General features: G+C 69.6%; 16 protein-coding genes, 2 pseudogenes and 1 riboswitch. Of the genes and pseudogenes, 13 read left to right on the plus strand and 5 right to left on the minus strand.

Annotated elements, in window-relative coordinates; translation table 11 throughout:
* The first annotated feature begins 456 nt into the window (after positions 1-456).
* The 5 genes from ACMCNK_RS30895 (at position 457) to ACMCNK_RS30915 (ending at position 3,856) form a co-directional block, all read left to right on the plus strand.
* Complete coding sequence (locus ACMCNK_RS30895) at positions 457-1,557, plus strand: PQQ-binding-like beta-propeller repeat protein (protein ID WP_412739858.1); 1,101 nt, start codon at positions 457-459, stop codon at positions 1,555-1,557.
* Positions 1,558-1,715: 158 nt separating this feature from the next.
* Positions 1,716-1,934 (plus strand): hypothetical protein, encoded by a 219-nt coding sequence (locus ACMCNK_RS30900; RefSeq protein ID WP_412739859.1) that lies wholly within the window; start codon positions 1,716-1,718, stop codon positions 1,932-1,934.
* 338 nt (positions 1,935-2,272) lie between these two features.
* Complete coding sequence (locus tag ACMCNK_RS30905) at positions 2,273-2,776, plus strand: hypothetical protein (protein WP_412739860.1); 504 nt, start codon at positions 2,273-2,275, stop codon at positions 2,774-2,776.
* Positions 2,777-2,812: 36 nt separating this feature from the next.
* Positions 2,813-3,232 (plus strand): hypothetical protein, encoded by a 420-nt coding sequence (locus ACMCNK_RS30910; protein ID WP_412739861.1) that lies wholly within the window; start codon positions 2,813-2,815, stop codon positions 3,230-3,232.
* Positions 3,233-3,343: 111 nt separating this feature from the next.
* Complete coding sequence (locus ACMCNK_RS30915) at positions 3,344-3,856, plus strand: GNAT family N-acetyltransferase (RefSeq protein ID WP_412739862.1); 513 nt, start codon at positions 3,344-3,346, stop codon at positions 3,854-3,856.
* Between the two features lie 14 nt (positions 3,857-3,870).
* Here the strand turns inward: ACMCNK_RS30915 and ACMCNK_RS30920 are convergent, their stop codons facing one another.
* Complete coding sequence (locus tag ACMCNK_RS30920; protein WP_412739863.1) at positions 3,871-4,470, minus strand: YdcF family protein; 600 nt, start codon at positions 4,468-4,470, stop codon at positions 3,871-3,873.
* 211 nt (positions 4,471-4,681) lie between these two features.
* On the opposite strand from ACMCNK_RS30920, the pseudogene ACMCNK_RS30925 reads away from it, so the two are divergent.
* Positions 4,682-5,116 (plus strand): annotated as a pseudogene (locus ACMCNK_RS30925) (tetratricopeptide repeat protein); the annotation flags it as partial.
* Between the two features lie 137 nt (positions 5,117-5,253).
* On the opposite strand, the gene ACMCNK_RS30930 reads toward ACMCNK_RS30925, so the two are convergent.
* Positions 5,254-5,874 carry a hypothetical protein gene (locus tag ACMCNK_RS30930; protein ID WP_412741093.1) on the minus strand — a complete coding sequence of 207 codons (621 nt, stop codon included), beginning with the start codon at positions 5,872-5,874 and terminating at the stop codon, positions 5,254-5,256.
* Here ACMCNK_RS30930 and ACMCNK_RS30935 point away from each other — a divergent pair.
* Positions 5,867-6,265, plus strand: coding sequence for a hypothetical protein (locus ACMCNK_RS30935; protein ID WP_412741094.1), 399 nt, complete (start codon positions 5,867-5,869; stop codon positions 6,263-6,265). The genes ACMCNK_RS30930 and ACMCNK_RS30935 overlap by 8 nt on opposite strands.
* On the opposite strand, the gene ACMCNK_RS30940 is transcribed toward ACMCNK_RS30935, so the two are convergent.
* On the minus strand, positions 6,249-6,788 hold the full coding sequence (locus ACMCNK_RS30940) for a GNAT family N-acetyltransferase (protein ID WP_412739864.1): 540 nt from the start codon (positions 6,786-6,788) through the stop codon (positions 6,249-6,251). The genes ACMCNK_RS30935 and ACMCNK_RS30940 overlap by 17 nt on opposite strands.
* Before the next feature lie 329 nt (positions 6,789-7,117).
* Positions 7,118-7,184, plus strand: a riboswitch (guanidine-III (ykkC-III) riboswitch).
* A gap of 19 nt (positions 7,185-7,203) precedes the next feature.
* On the opposite strand from ACMCNK_RS30940, the gene ACMCNK_RS30945 reads away from it, so the two are divergent.
* Complete coding sequence (locus ACMCNK_RS30945; protein ID WP_412739865.1) at positions 7,204-7,518, plus strand: DMT family transporter; 315 nt, start codon at positions 7,204-7,206, stop codon at positions 7,516-7,518.
* 22 nt (positions 7,519-7,540) lie between these two features.
* Here the strand turns inward: ACMCNK_RS30945 and ACMCNK_RS30950 are convergent, their stop codons facing one another.
* Both ACMCNK_RS30950 and ACMCNK_RS30955 read right to left on the minus strand, forming a co-directional pair.
* Positions 7,541-8,218, minus strand: a complete 678-nt coding sequence (locus ACMCNK_RS30950) for a response regulator (protein WP_412739866.1) — start codon at positions 8,216-8,218, stop codon at positions 7,541-7,543.
* Positions 8,215-9,621: pseudogene (locus tag ACMCNK_RS30955) on the minus strand (DUF4118 domain-containing protein); the annotation flags it as partial. The gene ACMCNK_RS30950 and the pseudogene ACMCNK_RS30955, both read right to left, overlap by 4 nt.
* A 182-nt stretch (positions 9,622-9,803) precedes the next feature.
* Between ACMCNK_RS30955 and ACMCNK_RS30960 the strand changes: the two are divergent.
* The 5 genes from ACMCNK_RS30960 to ACMCNK_RS30980 all read left to right on the plus strand — a co-directional run bounded on the left by ACMCNK_RS30960 (position 9,804) and on the right by ACMCNK_RS30980 (position 16,427).
* Entirely contained in the window at positions 9,804-11,756 is a 1,953-nt protein-coding gene (locus ACMCNK_RS30960; protein ID WP_412739867.1) for an amino acid transporter, read from the plus strand.
* A gap of 172 nt (positions 11,757-11,928) precedes the next feature.
* The gene (locus tag ACMCNK_RS30965; RefSeq protein WP_412739868.1) at positions 11,929-13,932 is read left to right on the plus strand and encodes a glycogen debranching N-terminal domain-containing protein; all 2,004 of its coding nucleotides are present in this window, start codon (positions 11,929-11,931) and stop codon (positions 13,930-13,932) included.
* 229 nt (positions 13,933-14,161) lie between these two features.
* Positions 14,162-14,578: a peptidase inhibitor family I36 protein gene (locus tag ACMCNK_RS30970; RefSeq protein ID WP_412739869.1), complete on the plus strand. Its 417-nt coding sequence runs from the start codon at positions 14,162-14,164 to the stop codon at positions 14,576-14,578.
* On the plus strand, positions 14,578-15,510 hold the full coding sequence (locus ACMCNK_RS30975; RefSeq protein WP_412739870.1) for a hypothetical protein: 933 nt from the start codon (positions 14,578-14,580) through the stop codon (positions 15,508-15,510). Before ACMCNK_RS30970 ends, ACMCNK_RS30975 begins: the two co-directional genes overlap by 1 nt.
* A 191-nt stretch (positions 15,511-15,701) precedes the next feature.
* Positions 15,702-16,427 (plus strand): lysozyme, encoded by a 726-nt coding sequence (locus ACMCNK_RS30980; protein WP_412739871.1) that lies wholly within the window; start codon positions 15,702-15,704, stop codon positions 16,425-16,427.
* Positions 16,428-16,512 lie beyond the last annotated feature (85 nt).

Below are 16,512 nucleotides of genomic sequence, written 5' to 3' on the forward strand. Positions count from 1 at the left end.
CAAACCGTAGAACGATCTCTAAACCGATCTAACGTATAGATCGGCCCAAGGAACTCGAACCACCCCCTCGGTTCGTATTCCAGAGCAGCCCCGCCACCTTGGGCAGCGCCTTCCAGGCGTCGTGATCGGCACAGGGGTCGGGGCGCCCATTCTGCTGGACCCAGCGCCTTCCTCCCAGAGCTGCGCGGCGCTCGCCGTGCCGGTCGGGGGACACGGTGTGGCTGTGCCCCCGGACCCTCGGCTGCCCTACCCGTTCTGCCCGATGGCTACGCGGAGCAGACACCGTTCTGTTCGCAGTGCCGCGTGAGCAGAGTGAAGTTGCCCCGGCAGGCTGACGAATCGGCCCGCAGCCACGCCCGTCGCCTCCATCATCGGGGGAGGTGGCGGAAGGGATGGGGTGCTGTGGGGACGCGATCGCTTGGCGTTCGGCGTACGGTGTGCCTGCTATTGGCGGGAGTGTTGCTCAGCCTTTCCCCGCTGAGCGCACCGCCGGCAGCGCAGGCGTCGACGCCGGCCTGGACGCATGACGGCTACGGCCCCGGCAACACGGGCTACAACCCGGCGGAGTCCGTCGTCAATGCCAGCAGGATCAAGAAGCTGCGCCTTAAATGGCGGGCGACGCCGCGACCGGATATCGGGGACTGCCAGGAGCAGACCACACCGGTGGTCGCCAGCGGCCGCATGTTCATGATTGATGGCGGTGGAGTCGGTGCCTACAGCTTCAAGACCGGACGTCGGCTGTGGAACAACACGACATTTCTTCAAGATCTGGTTCACCGGACGATGACCGTCGCCGGCGGGCTGGTCATCAGTACGGGCTACAACTGCTTCGGTGTCAGCAATCCCAGCGGGCACATCATCGCGTTCGATGCGAAGACCGGCAACGTGCGCTGGACCGTCCTTGAGGGAAGCGCAACGGAGAGTGTGGTCGCGGACCGGGGCATGCTGATCAGTTATTCGGTGTGTGAAATCTGCTCCAGTTACCTGGTCAGTGGCTACCGAGCAAGCGACGGCGCCTCCATGTGGGAACAGGAGGGGGCGCTGGGCAACCCGGTCTCCGCCACCGGGCGGCTTCTGCTCACCGGAGTCGACGCAGGCTCGTTCGCGGTGGCCGCTACGACGGGAAGGGTCCTCTGGAGGTCGGACACCGCGTGGTCGGTGCTCGCCTCCAACCCCGCAGGCAACCAGTTCTATGTCAGCGGGCCCGACGACCAGCTTGCAGCCCTGAATGCCGCGACAGGCGAGGTCATCTGGTCGACCCCGATGGCGGCCGGCAAATTGGCCGCGGATGGCCGCCGCGTCTATGTATCGCGCGAGGACAACGTCACTGCGTACGACGCGGAAGACGGCCGCCCGCTTTGGCGCCGGGCAGGCGTACCGAACAGTCGACCCATCCGGGCCGGCGGCCTGCTGTACATGGCGGGAATCATCTTGTCGCCGACGAACGGGTCGTTGGTGCTGAGCGCGACCTACAGCTCGCAGCTTCACCACGCGGTGGTGATCGGAGGCCGCGTGCTGCGGGTCAAGGACTACGAGGTGCAGGCCTACGGTCCGTAGGAGTGGAGTGCGGGAATGTACGGGGGCCTGCGCACAGCCTGACCACCGAACCACGGAGGTTTTCGCCGCCGATGGCAAGCGGCTGGTGGAAAAGGCTTCACAGTAGCGCCTCTCGGGTAGCGCCTGAGGCGCAGACGACTCTCCGAGGTCACGGCCACGTGCGGACCGCGCCGGGCAGGCCGCCCATTCCCGAGTCGGGGGTGCGCACGAACGCCTGCAACTCTGGTAGCTACCAGCAGTTCGAGGTGTTCAACGGCTCGGTCGCAGGGACCGTGGTCCTCAAGAGCCTCGGCATCTGGCAGAACAAGGGGCTGCACCGCTGCATCCAGGTCGACGACGACGGCGACACCATCACGCCGCACCCCTGCTACGTGTGATTCCCTCCCGGCAGAGCTGACGCGGCGCACCCTGGCACGCAGGCCGGCCGCGCGGCCGGCCTTACGCCTTCGACGATGGCGGCCGGGCACGGCCTGGTCACCGGGGGAGCACGCCCGCACCCACACGAGGACCGGCAATTCCGAGGTTCACCGGGCATCCGCGGAATGGCATCAAGCGCCAGGGCGGCAGAGGTCGTTCGTCCGGTCGGGCGCTCCACCGTGCCGTCCTGAGGCAGGCCCACTCCACGGTGTGTGGGTCGGGCAGGCGGGATGACCAGGGGCGATGGCACTGGACCGAGGTGGCCGTGGTCGCTAGGGTGTCGGGCGCTATGGAGCTCATGGACTACGTGTTGGCGCCGGTTTACCTCGTGATGGTGCCCGTCCTCGTGATGGGTTGGCCGTTGCTCGCGGTGGGTGCCGGGGTGCTGCCCGCTTCGGGCCTGCTCGTCGTGCTTCGTGAGCGAACGAGAACACGTGCCCTGGACACGCCGAAACGGCGCAGGCGTGCCGCATGGTTGCTGACAGCCGGGACCATGTTGACGGCAATCGCCGCCTACGGCTACGGGCTGAGCCGGACGGCGGGATTTGGGATATCGCACGATCCTAACGACGACCTGTGCAGGTGGAAACTCCCAGACGGCATTTATCACGAACAAGGGGCTACTGAGGGTTCTGCGACCCTGTTTCCACTGCATGACACCACCTGCGGCCCAGAGCTGGTGCCGGGGTTCGTCAACCCGCTGCTGGTCGGGTCCGCAGTCGTCTTCGCGGCATTAGTGGTAATCATGGTCTGGACGAAGATCATCGCCTCGCGTCGGCTGAACCAGCCGATCAGCGCTTGAGCCTTGACGTGTGATCGACCCCGCTACGATGCGGCGATGACGATGGCTGCTCGGACCACCGCTCGTGTCAAAGGCCGCCCCGGCGTGAAACTTCTGATGACGGCGCAGTACGTCTTTGTGGCCTGGTATGCCCTCTGCGGCTACCTCGTGCTGGCGCGCGCCGCGCATTTCGCCGGGCACTGGTACGTGCCGTCATTCAACGACGGCTACACCTCCGAAGCCGACTTCTCTGCGGACTGGGCCTGGGCAGTCCCGGCCAAAGCCACAGTCGCGATGGCGCCACTGATCGCCTGGGTGTCGCTGTTCGTGTCGTCGGCGGTCTTCCTGATCAGGGGCGCCGCCGGAAGCCGGAAACTCACCTTCGCTCTCGTCGGCAGCTCAGTCCTCACGGTGTTGGTCGTTGTGGTGTCCTTTACGCCGGCTGGTCTTTCGGTCAGTAACTGGCTGCTTGACTGAACACCTCAGGGATGGTCACGAGATCCGGCTCCAGCTCGGTGGAGCCGGCCGGCAGCGGAATTCATCACGTCACCCGCCGCGCCGGCTTCGCCGGCGCTAGGCTCCTTCATCGTGGATTTGCCGGCGTCGGAATTGAACTACGTTGCGGATGTTCGGATCACGAGGAACGAGAGCGACGACAGCCAACGGGTTGCGGCGTGTATCTGGGCTCGTGCCACGGCCAGGCGGGACAACCTGCTTGTCCCGGCCCCGGTCGAGGCGAAGCTGCCCGGTATCCAACGCCGGTTGTCGACCGGTGCCGGCTCCCTGCACATCGCCTACCTGCGGGGCGAGGCGGCCGGTTTCGCGCTCGTCGTGACCCATGAATCGGCGCTCGAACTCGTCTACCTTGCCGTCGTTCCCGAGGCGTGGGGAACCGGAATCGGCAGCAGCATTCTCACCTATGTGGACGATCAGGCCCGTGTGGCCGGAGTTGATGGCCTCGAACTCTGGATCATCGATGACAACGAGCGTGCCATGCAGGTTTATGAACGGTCTGGCTGGAAGCCCACCGAGGACCTCAAGGTCTCATCGGGGCGACTGGAGCGGCGGCTCGTGAAGGAACTGGGCGAGCGGCTCGAATGATGTCGGCGCCCGGCTCAAGATCCCCGGACCCAGCCATTCCCGTCGCGCCGTAGTGCCGGCAGGGCGCCACCGTCCAGAAGACCCCTCAGGTATCGATACTCGCCTTCGATGCGGCCATGATCCGCGCTGGTAGCCCACGTCGCCCGGCTGTAGTGCCCACCGTCGGCCCGTGCGGGCGGGTCCCAGGTGAGGGAGTAGATGCGCTCGACACTGGGCATGCCCGCGGCAAGCACGTGCAGCGCGCGGCGGTGCCACCATTTCACGATCGCAATGACCGTACGTACCTGACCCAGGCGTTCCTCAATGAGTGGTCGCGCGAAAGCGACGTTCTCGACCGTGGTCGTGGACTCCCGTTCAATCAGCATCTGCTCGGGGGCGACACCTGCGTCCTGCAACAGCCGGGCGTGGACCTCGCTCTCGACATGCTCGGGTACGCGCCGATTCGGACCACCGGTGAGCACCACCAACGGGGCCAGCCCGTCGCGCAACATCGAGGCTGTGGGCGCGACCGGCTGGGGCAGGGTTGAACCGAAAAGAACGGCTACGTCAGCCACCGCCAGCCCCGGCGCGGTCGCATCGACGAGTTCCGTGATCTGGGCGACGGTTGCGGTCATGTCAGGCACGGTAGCGATCAGACGCTGCCAACCTGCGTCCGGAACTCCCTCGTCGGGATCCCGGGTGCGCGGTAGACGCCGAGGCTCGGGATGGCGAAGCACTCGGCGACGACGCGGGGCAATCCGAGCTCATTGGAATCGTACGGAATGCACTATTCGTCCCATGGTTGGCCGAACAGCCGATGCCGTTGCCGAATTCGACCCAGTGCGCATGGTCCGAGTCGTCCGACATGCTGATCCGGACGTGCCCTGGCGCCGCCCGACGTGGGGAGAAAGTGGGTCCACGACAGCCTTCCGCCCAGCTCAGGCACCCGATTCGCGGTTGGCGCGAGCAGTGATCGTTGGGCAGCATGGCGGGGTGCCAGAGTCATCTCCGTACCCACAAGCACGTCAGCAGGCCCAGGCCCTCGCCGAACGGGGCGATCTCGACGGGGCTCGCGACGTGCTCGAGCGGGCGGTCGAGCAAGGGCGCGCCGAGCGTGCCGCCGGCGACCGGGAACTGCTGACCACCATGCTGCAGTTGGCCGGCCTGTACCGGCGGTCGGGCGATCCGGCGGCGGCGCGGCGTCTGCTCGAGGAGGCGTACGAGTCGGGTCAGCGCGTCGGTGAAGCGGACCCGGTGATGGTGCGGATCGCGTACGAGCTGGCGGGCGTGGCCGATGAACTCGGCAACCGGCACGAGGCGCGCAAGAATTTCGAGCGCGTGGCACAGTTCGGGCCGGGCGTGCTCGGCGTCGATCACCTGATCGTCCAGCAGGCTCGCACGTTCCTCTCCGGTGGCCCTCACCCGGTTTCCACACCTCCGGCACCCGCCTCGCCGGCCCCGGTGCCCCAGGCCTCGGCTCCGCCGCCGACTCCGGGTGCTCCGTCTCCGGTGTCTCCGGCCTCGGCTTCCCAGGCGTCGGCTCCGGGCTCGGCTCCGGGCTCGGCTCCGGGCTCGGCTCCGACATCCCCGGCGCCGGCTCCGTCTCGTGCGTACCCGGCCCGGGTGCCCCAGGTCCCGGTTCCGGCGACCCGGGCATTGTCGTTCCCGGTGACACCGCCTGCGTCCGTGCCGCCCGTACCGGTCGCGTCGCCCACCCCGCCGGAAGGCCGGCGCTCCCGTACACCTTGGGTGCTGGCCGGGCTCGGCGTGGTCGTGTTGGTCATTCTCGTCGGAGTGGGCGTCGTCCTGCCGCGGCTGAGCGGCCCGGCCAAACCCGGTGGCGTCGCCGCGCTGGGTGGGCCACCGGCAACCGTGACCACCGGGTCCGTGCCGACCGGGGACGCCTCGAAGGGACCGTCGGCCACCGGTACGACCGCGACCGCGAACACCACCCCGCCGTCCTCGGCACCCGGTACGTCCGCGCCGTCATCGACCGCCACCTCCGCGCCGCCGCCGACTTCGACGAAGGCCGTGACCACCCGCATCACCTCACCGGCCAAGGGCAGCAAGGTGTCGTGGCCGTTCGATGCGCAGTTCAGTGTCTCGGCCGCGGACGTGTCCGCCACCTCGTCCGGCACCGTGCTGTTGTTGTCGGTCTGCGTGGGCGGGCAGTGCTACCTGGAAGGGAAGCTCGAGTTCACCGACGGCGTACCCGACCCCCGCACGATCAGTCTGGGGTCGACGAAGGAGGAGGGGAACCACGTGGCCTGGTCCCTGCGCCTCGACCGGATCTCCCAGGCGACCTACGACAAGCTCGTCAAGGAGAAGGAAGGCAAGCTCGCCGACGGCACCTGGGGCGCCGAGGGCAGCTCGATGTCCCTGCTGAATGCCACCCCGGTCAGCAAGGTGACCGTCACGAAGTCGGTGTGAACTCCCGAACGACCTCGGTGCCGGTCTCGCCCGGGGCCTCGGTTTCGCGGGTGACGCGGTCGGCCTCGACGAAACCGGCCTTGGCGGCAACGGCCGCCGATGCCGTGTTGGCGGCGTCGTGGCGGATGACCACCCGCTCGATGGCGGGCTGCGTGTGTGCCACCCGGGACAGCGCGGTCACCGCGGCGGTCATGTGGCCGCGGCCGGCGTACGACGTACGCATCCAGTACCCGATTTCCAGCACACCGGGACCCATCCGGGTCATCACGCCGATGCAGCCGACCAGCTCACCGGCGACGGTGAAGATGGCGTAGTTGAACTCGGTGCCCTTGTCCCAGCTCTGCGAGGACCGCTCGATGTAGGTCTGCGCGGCGGCGAGGTCGTACCCGTCGTGCGCCCACGGCAGGAACGGTGCAAGCTGTGGCAGCGATTCGCGGATGGCGGTCAGGGCTTCCTGCGCCCACTGCGGCCGCCACCGCCGCAGCACCAGCTCGCCGACCTCGATCGTCTCAGGCAACTTCATGGTCACGAGCTTTCCGACCCGGCGGTGGCCAGGCAACCCGTTTCGGGATCCGCGAAGTGCCGGCGACGCTTCCGCCAGCGGTACAGCGTCCTGGTCCGGCCGATGAATCGTGTGAACGCCTCGCGCGGCGGGCACGGCTCGTTCCCGGCCTTGTCGTGAGCGCTGCGGGGGCGTACGCCGGTGTGGTGCTGTGGCCAGTGATCATCAGTGCCGTCGTCATGGCGTGCGTGATCATCAGTCTCGCCAACTCGCCGTACGAGTAGCGCGGCCCGGCTGGTGAGGTCGGCAACAGTGATGCCCGGGCGGCCGGCGGGCGGCTATCCTCGGACATGTTGCCGCAGATGCGGTCATCCCGGACGAGGGCGCGTCGTACCCGGCCTGTAAAGACGACCGTGTCGAAGGTGGCGTGGTCGTCATGGCGTGGTTGGTGCTGGTTCTGTCGGGGCTGCTGGAGTCGGTGTGGGCGGTCGCGCTCAGCCGGGCGGGCGGTTTCACCCGCCCCGTCCCCGTACTGATCTTCGTGGTTGCTCTGGTCCTGAGCATGTCCGGGCTCGGGTACGCGCTGCGCACCATCCCGGTCGGCACCGGGTACGCGGTGTGGGTCGGCATCGGCGCCGCGGGCACCGCATCGGTGGGCATGCTCGCGCTCGGCGAGTCCGCGAGCCTGCCGCGCGTGCTGTGTCTGCTCCTGGTGGTCGCCGGGGTGGTAGGGCTCAAGCTGTTCCACTGACCTGAGCCCCGGGGCGGCGGCGTCACGGGCGGAAGCGGTAACCCATCCCGGGCTCGGTCAGCAGATGCCGGGGGCGCGCGGGGTCGGCCTCCAGTTTGCGGCGCAGCCGCGCCATGTACTGGCGTAGGTAGTTCGTCTCCGTCTGGTACTGCGGGCCCCACACGTCCTGCAACAGCGCCCGCTGGCTGACCAGCTTCCCCGGGTTGCGCAGCAGATGCTCCAGCAGCTGCCACTCGGTGGGGGTGAGCCGGACCTCCGCGTCGCCGCCGGTGACGCAACGGTTGGCCAGGTCGACGGCGTACCGGCCGAGCGCCACCACCGGGGTGCCGTCGTCGACGGGCTGGGCCCGCCGGGTCACCGCGCGGATGCGGGCCAGCAGCTCGTCGACGCCGAACGGCTTGGTGACGTAGTCGTCGGCGCCCGCGTCGAGCGCGGCCACCTTGTCCGTGCTGTCGGCGCGGCCGGACAGCACGACGATGGGTACGGGTGTCCGGTCGCGCAGGCCGCGGATGACCTCCGCGCCGTCCATGTCGGGCAGACCGAGGTCGAGGATCACCAGGTCCGGTGGGTGGTGGACGGCGGCGCGCAGGGCGGAGCCGCCGTCGGGTGCGGTGTCGACGTCGTACTGTCGCGCGCGCAGGTTGATGCGCAGCGCCCGGACGATCTGCGGATCGTCGTCGACCACCAGGATCCGGGTCATTCGCGGCCTCCCGCGGGCAGGGTGAGGATCATGGTGAGGCCGCCGCCTGGGGTCTGTTCCGGCACCAGGGTGCCGCCCATGGCCTCGGCGAGCCCGCGGGACAGGGCCAGCCCGAGACCGACGCCGGTCTCGTTGTCGCGGTCGCCGAGTCGCTGGAACGGCAGGAACACGTCGCCCCACCGATCCGGCGGGATGCCGGGGCCGTGGTCGATGATGCGGAGCTGGATGGTGGCGCCCAACGCGCCGACGGTGACGACCGGCGGCCGGTCGGCCGGGCTGTACCGCAGCGCGTTGGTGATCAGGTTGACCAGGACCCGTTCGAGCAGGCCCGGGTCGGCGTGCACCGGGGGCAGATCGTCCGGCAGGTGCACCGTGACGCCGTGTCCGGCCGCGCCGAGGTCGTCCAGGGCCCGCGGTACGACCTCCTCGGCGCCGACGTCGATGGCGGTGAAGCCGAGCGCCCCGGCCTGCAGGCGGCTCATGTCGAGCAGGTTCGCCACCAGCCGGGCCAAACGCTCCAGCGACTCGTCGGCGGTCTCCAGCAGTTCCGCCCGGTCGTCGGCGTCGAACTGGACGTCGGAGCTGCGCAGGCTTTCCACGGCCGCCTTGGCGGAGGCGAGAGGCGTACGCAGATCGTGGCTGACCGCGGCGAGCAGCGCCGACCGCATCCGGTCCGCCTCGGCCAGCGGTTTCGCGGCGGCCGCCTCGGCGGCCAGCCGTTCCTGGCGCAACGCGACCGCGGCCTGCGCCGCGAACGCCGCCACGATGCGCCGCGCCGACGCCTCCAGCGGGCGCCCCCGCAGCAGCATCACCAGGTGCCCGTCGGCGGGGACCGCGACCTCGGCCACCCCCTCGGATGCCGGGGCCGGGTCGCCGACGACCGTCACCACCTCGCCGTCCTCGAGCAGGATCACCGACTCCAGGTCGAAGCTCTCGCGGAGCCGTTCCAGCAGGGCGATCAGCGGGCGCGCCCCGCGCAGCACGCTGCCGGCCACCGTGGCGAGGGTCTGCGCCTCCGCGGACGCCTGCGCCGCCTGCCGGGTGCGGCGCGCCGCGGTGTCGACCACCCAGCTCACCGCGAGCGTGATCACGAGGAACGCGGCGAGGGCGATCAGGTTGTCCCGCTCGGCGATGGTCAGCCGGCCGACCGGCGGGGTGAAGAACCAGTTGAGCAGCAGGAACGACGCCGCCGCGGCGAGCAGCGCCGGCCACAACCCGCCGATCAGGGCGACCGCCACGACGGCCGCGAGGAACAGCAGGATGTCCGTGGTCAGCGACAACGGCGGACCCAGGTGCAGCAGCACGGTCAGCGCGGGCAGGCCGACCACGACCGCGGCGAACCCGGCCAGGCGCCGTTCCCACGACAGCGCGGCCGGAGGGTGCGTGTTGTCGGCCGCGGTCCCCGGCGTGCTGCGGACCATCGCGTCACCCCTTCCGTGCCCCTGCTGTGATCCTGCCCCGGAACGGGCCCCAGACCGGCATCGGGGTTTCTTGACGCTTTGTTAACGCCCTCCGCCGGTCGGCTGGGCCGTCGCGGTGCCACGATGGTCTGGCGGCGCGTGGGGCGGCGTTCGGGGGAGGATCGATGGCCGTTGCCGAGAAGGCTGCCGGGGTGAGTTCGGAACGGTTACGGACGTGGCTGATGTCCGGGCTGGCCGACCGCTCCCAGCAGCATCAGGGCCCGCACTCCCAGCCGGGCGAGCAGCCGCACGCCTGGTGGAAGGTCATGTGCCTCACCGGCGTCGACTACTTCTCCACCCTGGGCTACCAGCCCGGCATCGCGGCCCTGGCCGCGGGTGTGCTGTCTCCGATCGCGACGCTCGTGCTCGTGCTGGTGACGCTGCTCGGTGCGCTGCCGGTGTACCGGCGGGTGGCGGTGGACAGCCCGCACGGCGAGGGCTCGATCGCGATGCTGGTCAAGCTGCTGTCGTTCTGGAAGGGCAAGCTGTTCGTCCTCGTGCTGCTGGGCTTCGCCGCCACGGACTTCATCATCACGATCACCCTGTCCGCGGCGGACGCGACCGCGCACGTCGACGAGAACCCGTACTGGCCCGAGAGCCTGCGCGGCCACGAGGTCGTCGTGACGCTCGTGCTGCTCGCCCTGCTCGCCGGGATCTTCCTGAAGGGGTTCACGGAGGCCATCGGCATCGCGGTCGCCCTGGTGGGGGTGTATCTCGCGCTGAATCTGGTGGTCGTGGCGGACGGCCTCTGGCGGGTCGTGACGCACCCCCGGCTGGTGGAGGACTGGACGAGCGCGCTGACCACCCAGCACGGCAATCCGGCGCTGATCGTCGGCATCGCGCTGCTGGTGTTCCCGAAGCTGGCACTCGGCCTGTCCGGCTTCGAGACCGGGGTCGCGGTGATGCCGCACATCAAGGGCGACCCGGACGACGCGCCGGCGCAGCCGCGGGGGCGGATCCGGGGCGCCAAGAAGCTGCTCACGGTGGCCGCCGGCATCATGAGCGTCTTCCTCATCGCCAGCAGCATCGTGACCACGGTGCTGATCCCGCAGGAGGCGTTCCAGAGCGGGGGACCGGCGAACGGGCGCGCCCTGGCGTACCTGGCGCACGAGAACCTGGGCAGCGTCTTCGGCACGGTCTACGACCTGTCGACGATCGGGATCCTGTGGTTCGCGGGCGCGTCCGCGATGGCGGGCCTGCTCAACCTCGTCCCCCGTTACCTGCCCCGGTACGGCATGGCCCCGTCCTGGGCCCGGGCGGTACGCCCGCTGGTGCTGGTGTTCACCGCGACAGCGTTCCTCATCACCTGGATCTTCGACGCGGACGTCGACGCGCAGGGCGGCGCGTACGCCACCGGTGTGCTGGTGCTGATCACGTCCGCGGCCACCGCGGTGACGCTGTCCGCGCGTCGCCGGCGGCAGCGGGGGCTGACCGTGGCCTTCGGGATCATCTCCGTGATCTTCACGTACACGACGGTCGCGAACGTGGTCGAGCGTCCCGACGGCGTCAAGATCGCGGCGTGTTTCATCGCCGGGATCCTGGCGGTGTCGCTGGTCTCGCGCGTCTACCGGGCGTTCGAGCTGCGGGTCACGCACATCGAGACCGACGAGGTCACGGACCGGTTCCTGCGCGAGTGCGGGCGCCGCCAGATCCGGCTGGTCGCCAACGAGCCGGACAGCCGCGACGCCGCCGAGTACAGCGAGAAGATCGCGCAGATCCTCGCGGACAACGACATGGCCGACGACCGGGACATCGTCTTCGTCGAGGTCACCGTGGTCGACGCGTCCGACTTCGAGACCGAACTGCACATACGCGGTGAGGTGCTGCACCACCGGTACCGGGTCATCACGCTGGACAGCTCGTCCGTGCCGAGTGCGCTGGCGGCCCTGCTGCTGCACGTCCGCGACACCACGAACCGCCGTCCGCACATCTACTTCGAATGGACCGAGGGCAACCCGGCGGCGAACTTCCTGCGTTACCTGATCTTCGGTCAGGGTGAGGTCGCCCCGGTGACCCGGGAGATGCTGCGCCAGGCCGAGCCGGACCGCAACCGCCGCCCGCACGTCCACGTCGGCTGACCGCGGCTCTGCTCCACACGGGAAACCCGGCCACCGGGGGTTGCCGCGTGTATTCCGGTAAACGGGTCGGCCGTCAAGTCACAAACCAGGACTCCTTCGGGTGATTCCGCCGGACGCCTCCGATTCATCAAAATGTGTGCATACACCGTGGGCGGCGGCCTGAGGAGGAGCGGTGCGTGCACGACAGGTCCACCTCCTGGAGGGGAGCACGTTCGTCGTCAGCGATCCGGCGGGCGACATCGACGCCCGCCCGGACGAGCCGGCCGGCCTGTTCTACCGGGACATGCGGCACCTGTCGCGCTGGCAGGTCCGGCTCAACGGCCGCGAGCTGGAGGCACTGTCCGGCGACGCCATCGAGTACGACGAAGCGCTGTTCTTCCTCGTGGCACCGACCGGCTCGCCGTACCGCAACTCGTCGGTGGTGCTGATCCGGCGCCGCCACGTCGGCGACGGCATGCAGGAACACCTGCAACTGGACAACCACGGCGGCGAGCCGCTGCGGGCCGAGATCAGCCTGCTGTTCGCCGCGGACTTCGCGGACGTCTTCGAGATCAAGGACCACCTGGCCAAGGTGGGCCGCTTCTACCACCGCCTCGAAGAGGACCGGGTGGTCCTCGGGTACGAGCGGGCCGACCTGCGCCGGGAAACCACCATCGAGGCGCCGGGCGCGTTCTTCACCGAGTCGTCGCTGGCGTACCGGGTGGAGCTGCAACCCGGCGAGACGTGGCGTACGGACATCGAGATCTCCGTGGCGACCGAGCACCTGCGCCCGGTGCCGAAGCTGTCGCACCAGCCCAACATCCCGGGCACGCTGGACAGCTGGCTGGCCGCCGCCCCGAGCCTGGAAACGGACTGGCAGGACCTGCAGCGCATCTACCGGCGCAGCCTGGTCGACCTGGCCGCGCTGCGGTTCTTCCCGGAGACCGTGCCGAACTCGTCGCTGCCCGCGGCCGGGCTGCCGTGGTTCATGGCGCTGTTCGGCCGCGACAGCCTGCTCGCCAGCTACCAGGCGCTGCCGTTCGCCCCGGAGCTGTGCCGCACCACGCTGCGCGCGCTGGCCGCGCAGCAGGCCGCCGAGTTCGACGACTTCCGCGACGCCGAGCCGGGCAAGATCCTGCACGAGCTGCGGCACGGGGAACTGACCCACTTCGGGGAGCGCCCGCACTCGCCGTACTACGGCTCCGCGGACAGCACCCCGCTGTTCCTGGTCGTCCTCGACGAGTACGAGCGGTGGACCGGCGACCGCGCCACCGCGCGGGAGCTGGAACCGGCCGCCCGGGCCGCGATCACCTGGATCGAACGGCACGGCGACCTCGACGGCGACGGCTACCTCGAGTACCGCACCCGCAATCCGCGTACCGGCCTGGTGAACCAGTGCTGGAAGGACTCGTGGAACTCGATCGTCCACCCCGACGGTACCCTCGCGGCCGGACCGCCCGCGGTGTGCGAGATCCAGGGGTACGCGTACGACGCGCGGCGCCGGGCGGCCCGGCTGGCCCGCGAGGTGTGGCACGACCCGGTGCTGGCGGATCGCCTCGACGCCGACGCGGACGCGCTGGCCCAGCGGTTCCACCGCGACTTCTGGCTCGACGACACCGGCTGCTACGCCCTGGCCCTGGACGGGTCGAAGGCACCCGTACGCACGCTCACCTCGAACGTCGGGCACCTGCTGTGGAGCGGCATCGTCCCGCCCTCGCACGCCGAACGGGTCGTCGCCCACCTCACCGGCGACCGGCTGTTCTCCGGGTGGGGCATCCGCACGCTGGCCAGCGGGCAGCTCGCGTACAACCCGGTCGAGTACCACAACGGGACGGTGTGGCCGCACGACACCGCACTGATCGCGGCGGGCCTGGCCCGGTACGGCTACCGGGAGGAGGCGAGCCGGCTGGCCGTGGCCACGCTGGAGGCGGCCCGCTACTTCGACGACCGGCTGCCCGAGGTGTTCGTCGGCTACGACCGGCACGTCACCCGCATGCCGGTGGAGTACCCGACCGCCTGCTCCCCGCAGGCGTGGGCGACCGGGACCCCGCTGCTGCTGCTGCGCGTGCTGCTGGGACTGGACCCGACGCCGGAACGGCTGATCAGCAAGCCGCACCTGGTCGCGCCGATCGGCACGCTGGCCTTGCGCGGCCTGCCCGGCCGGTGGGGCCGCGACGAGGCGTACGGCACGCCCTGAGGCTCGCCGAGGATCCACCGCGCCCGTTGTCCGGGTAGGCGGCGATGTCGGCGCGCCCGGACAGCTCATCGTCCTCCGCGTCGCACGTCCGCGCCCGATTAAGCGAATCTTCAGCGGTGTTCGCCAGGGTGGTGCCGACAACCGGAGCAATTGAAGAAGGTCGATCTTTCGGCTCTCGCTCAAGAGCTTCGACACGGCTGTCCACTGAGGAGGAACACGCATGAAAAGAATGTTCGCCATGCTCATGGGTGCGGCGGCGCTCGTGCTGTTCGCGCCGGCCGGTCCGGCCGTCGCCGGCCCCGACGGCACGGGCGTGAGCGAGGCCGTCAAGGCCGACCATCACGGCTGCCCGGAAAAGTACCTCTGTTTCTGGGCCAGCCCGAACTACCACGATGGCCCGGGCATGGTGAAGGACGACAACGAGGACTTCCGCAAGCTTCCCCACATTTCGTGTCGGACGGGGACCTGGGACAACTGCATCAGCTCGGTCGTCAACAACGGTCAACGCTGCACCGTCTACATGTGGTCGGGCCTCAACTACGGGGGTTCGTACCACAGCCTGGCCATCGGAAACGAGAAGCCCGACCTGAGCCAGTGGTACTTCAACGATGCCATCAGCTCCAACCATTGGTGCACCCCGAAGTGATGCCGTCGCGACCCTGGCGGCTGGGGTGCCTCAGCCTGGTTATCGCGGTCGGGCTGTCCGGTTGCGCACAAGCGCGACCGGACAGCCGGCCGGCGGGCCCGCCGGCGACCCTCGACACCTCGGCGGTCGACCTGGTGACGCACTCGGGCAGTTGGCCGGGCACCGAGCAGATCCTGATCGATGCGCTCGACCGATTCACCACGACATGCCTGGCCGGCCAGGGATTCCCGCGCCCCCGGTTTCCCGCGGCACCGCGGCCGGTCGCCCCCGAAAACGAGTCGGCCGTCATCGACCTGCCCCAACGCCGCGCGTCCGGATACGGCATCGCCACCCACCCCCGACGGGACGATCCGTCGATCTCCGCCGAACCACCGGACTCGTACGTCGACAGCCTGCCCGCGCCGGAACAGCGCCGCTACGCCTCGGCGCTGCTGGGCCCACCCGACAGGACCCGCACGGTGACCCTGCCGGATGGCGCCCAGGTGACGGTGCGGGAGCAGGGATGTGTCCCGGCCGGCCGGCGGCAGCTCGCCGGCGATGTGGCGACCTTCGCCCGCATGAGCTACTTCCCGGAAGAGCTCGGCAACCGGCTGGCCGACCAGGCCACGACCACGCCGGACTACCTCGCGGCACTGGCCGGGTGGCGCTCATGCATGGCGGCCCGTTCGTTGCGTTACGACAGTCCCGAGCAGGCCCAGAAGGCGCTGCGCAGTGAACCGCACCGCGACACCGAACAGTTCCGGAAACGCGAGATCACCGTCGCGGTGGCCGACGGTGACTGCGCCGCCGGGGCGCACCTCGTCGCCGTATCCCTGGCCGCGCGGCGCAGGCTGGCCGCGGCGATGCCCACCGGCGACCGGGCGGCCCTGGCCGAGCTCGCTCGCGAACGTGACGCCGCCGTCATGCGCGCCAGGACGATCCTGCATGACTGAGCCGGCGCGGCGCACGCGCCGCCACGCCGCGTGCGGCGCCGTCGAACACCAAAGGAGATCTCCATGCACCGTCGGCGTCACCGCCGACGGGGTGTACGGACCCCACACCGACAAGGCGCTGAAGTGGTACACCGTCTCCGGCTGCCGCCGCCTCTGACGCCGACGATTCCCCTACCGGAAAGGAAACCCGAGTGTTTCAGCACCTCCGCCGTGCCGTCGTCACCGCAGGACTGGCCCTGCTCGCCACGGTCGCCGCGTACCCGGGAAACATCACTGCCGCCAGCGCGGTGGCGTCGTTGAAGGGCCTGGACGTCTCCTCCTACCAGGGGAACGTCAACTGGGACGCGGTCAAGGCAAACGGCGCCGCCTTCGCCTATGTGAAGGCCACCGAAGGCACCAGCTATGTGAGCCCCACCTTTGCGCAGCAGTACAACGGCTCCTACCGGGTCGGACTCATCCGCGGCGCCTACCACTTCGCCCTGCCCGACAAGTCCTCCGGTCGCACCCAAGCCGACTACTTCGTCGGTCACGGCGGAGGTTGGTCGCGCGACGGCCGTACGCTGCCCGGTGCCCTCGACATCGAATACAACCCGTACGGCGCCCGCTGCTACGGACTGAGCCAATCCGCCATGGTCAGCTGGCTTTCGTCGTTCATCAGCCAGTACCACACCCGCACCGGTCGCTGGGCGGTGATCTACACGACCACCGACTGGTGGACGAGCTGCACCGGCAACTACGCAGGCTTCGCTCGTAACAGTCCACTGTGGATTGCGAACTACAACGGCACGGCGAGCCCCCTCCCGCACGGCTGGTCCGTCTACACGTTCCACCAGTGGGCCTCGTCCGGCACGTTCCCCGGCGACCAGGACAAGTTCAACGGCGACGCGGACCGGCTGAGAGCCCTGGCGAACGGCTGAGCCCGTTCACCGAAGCGCTCGACAGGACATGCGACACGGGGGCGACGGCGGGCCCGGCTCGAAGGCCGGGCCCGCCCGCGCCCGC

It is taken from the genome of Krasilnikovia sp. MM14-A1259 (genome assembly GCF_047159535.1).
Lineage (GTDB): Bacteria > Actinomycetota > Actinomycetes > Mycobacteriales > Micromonosporaceae > Actinoplanes.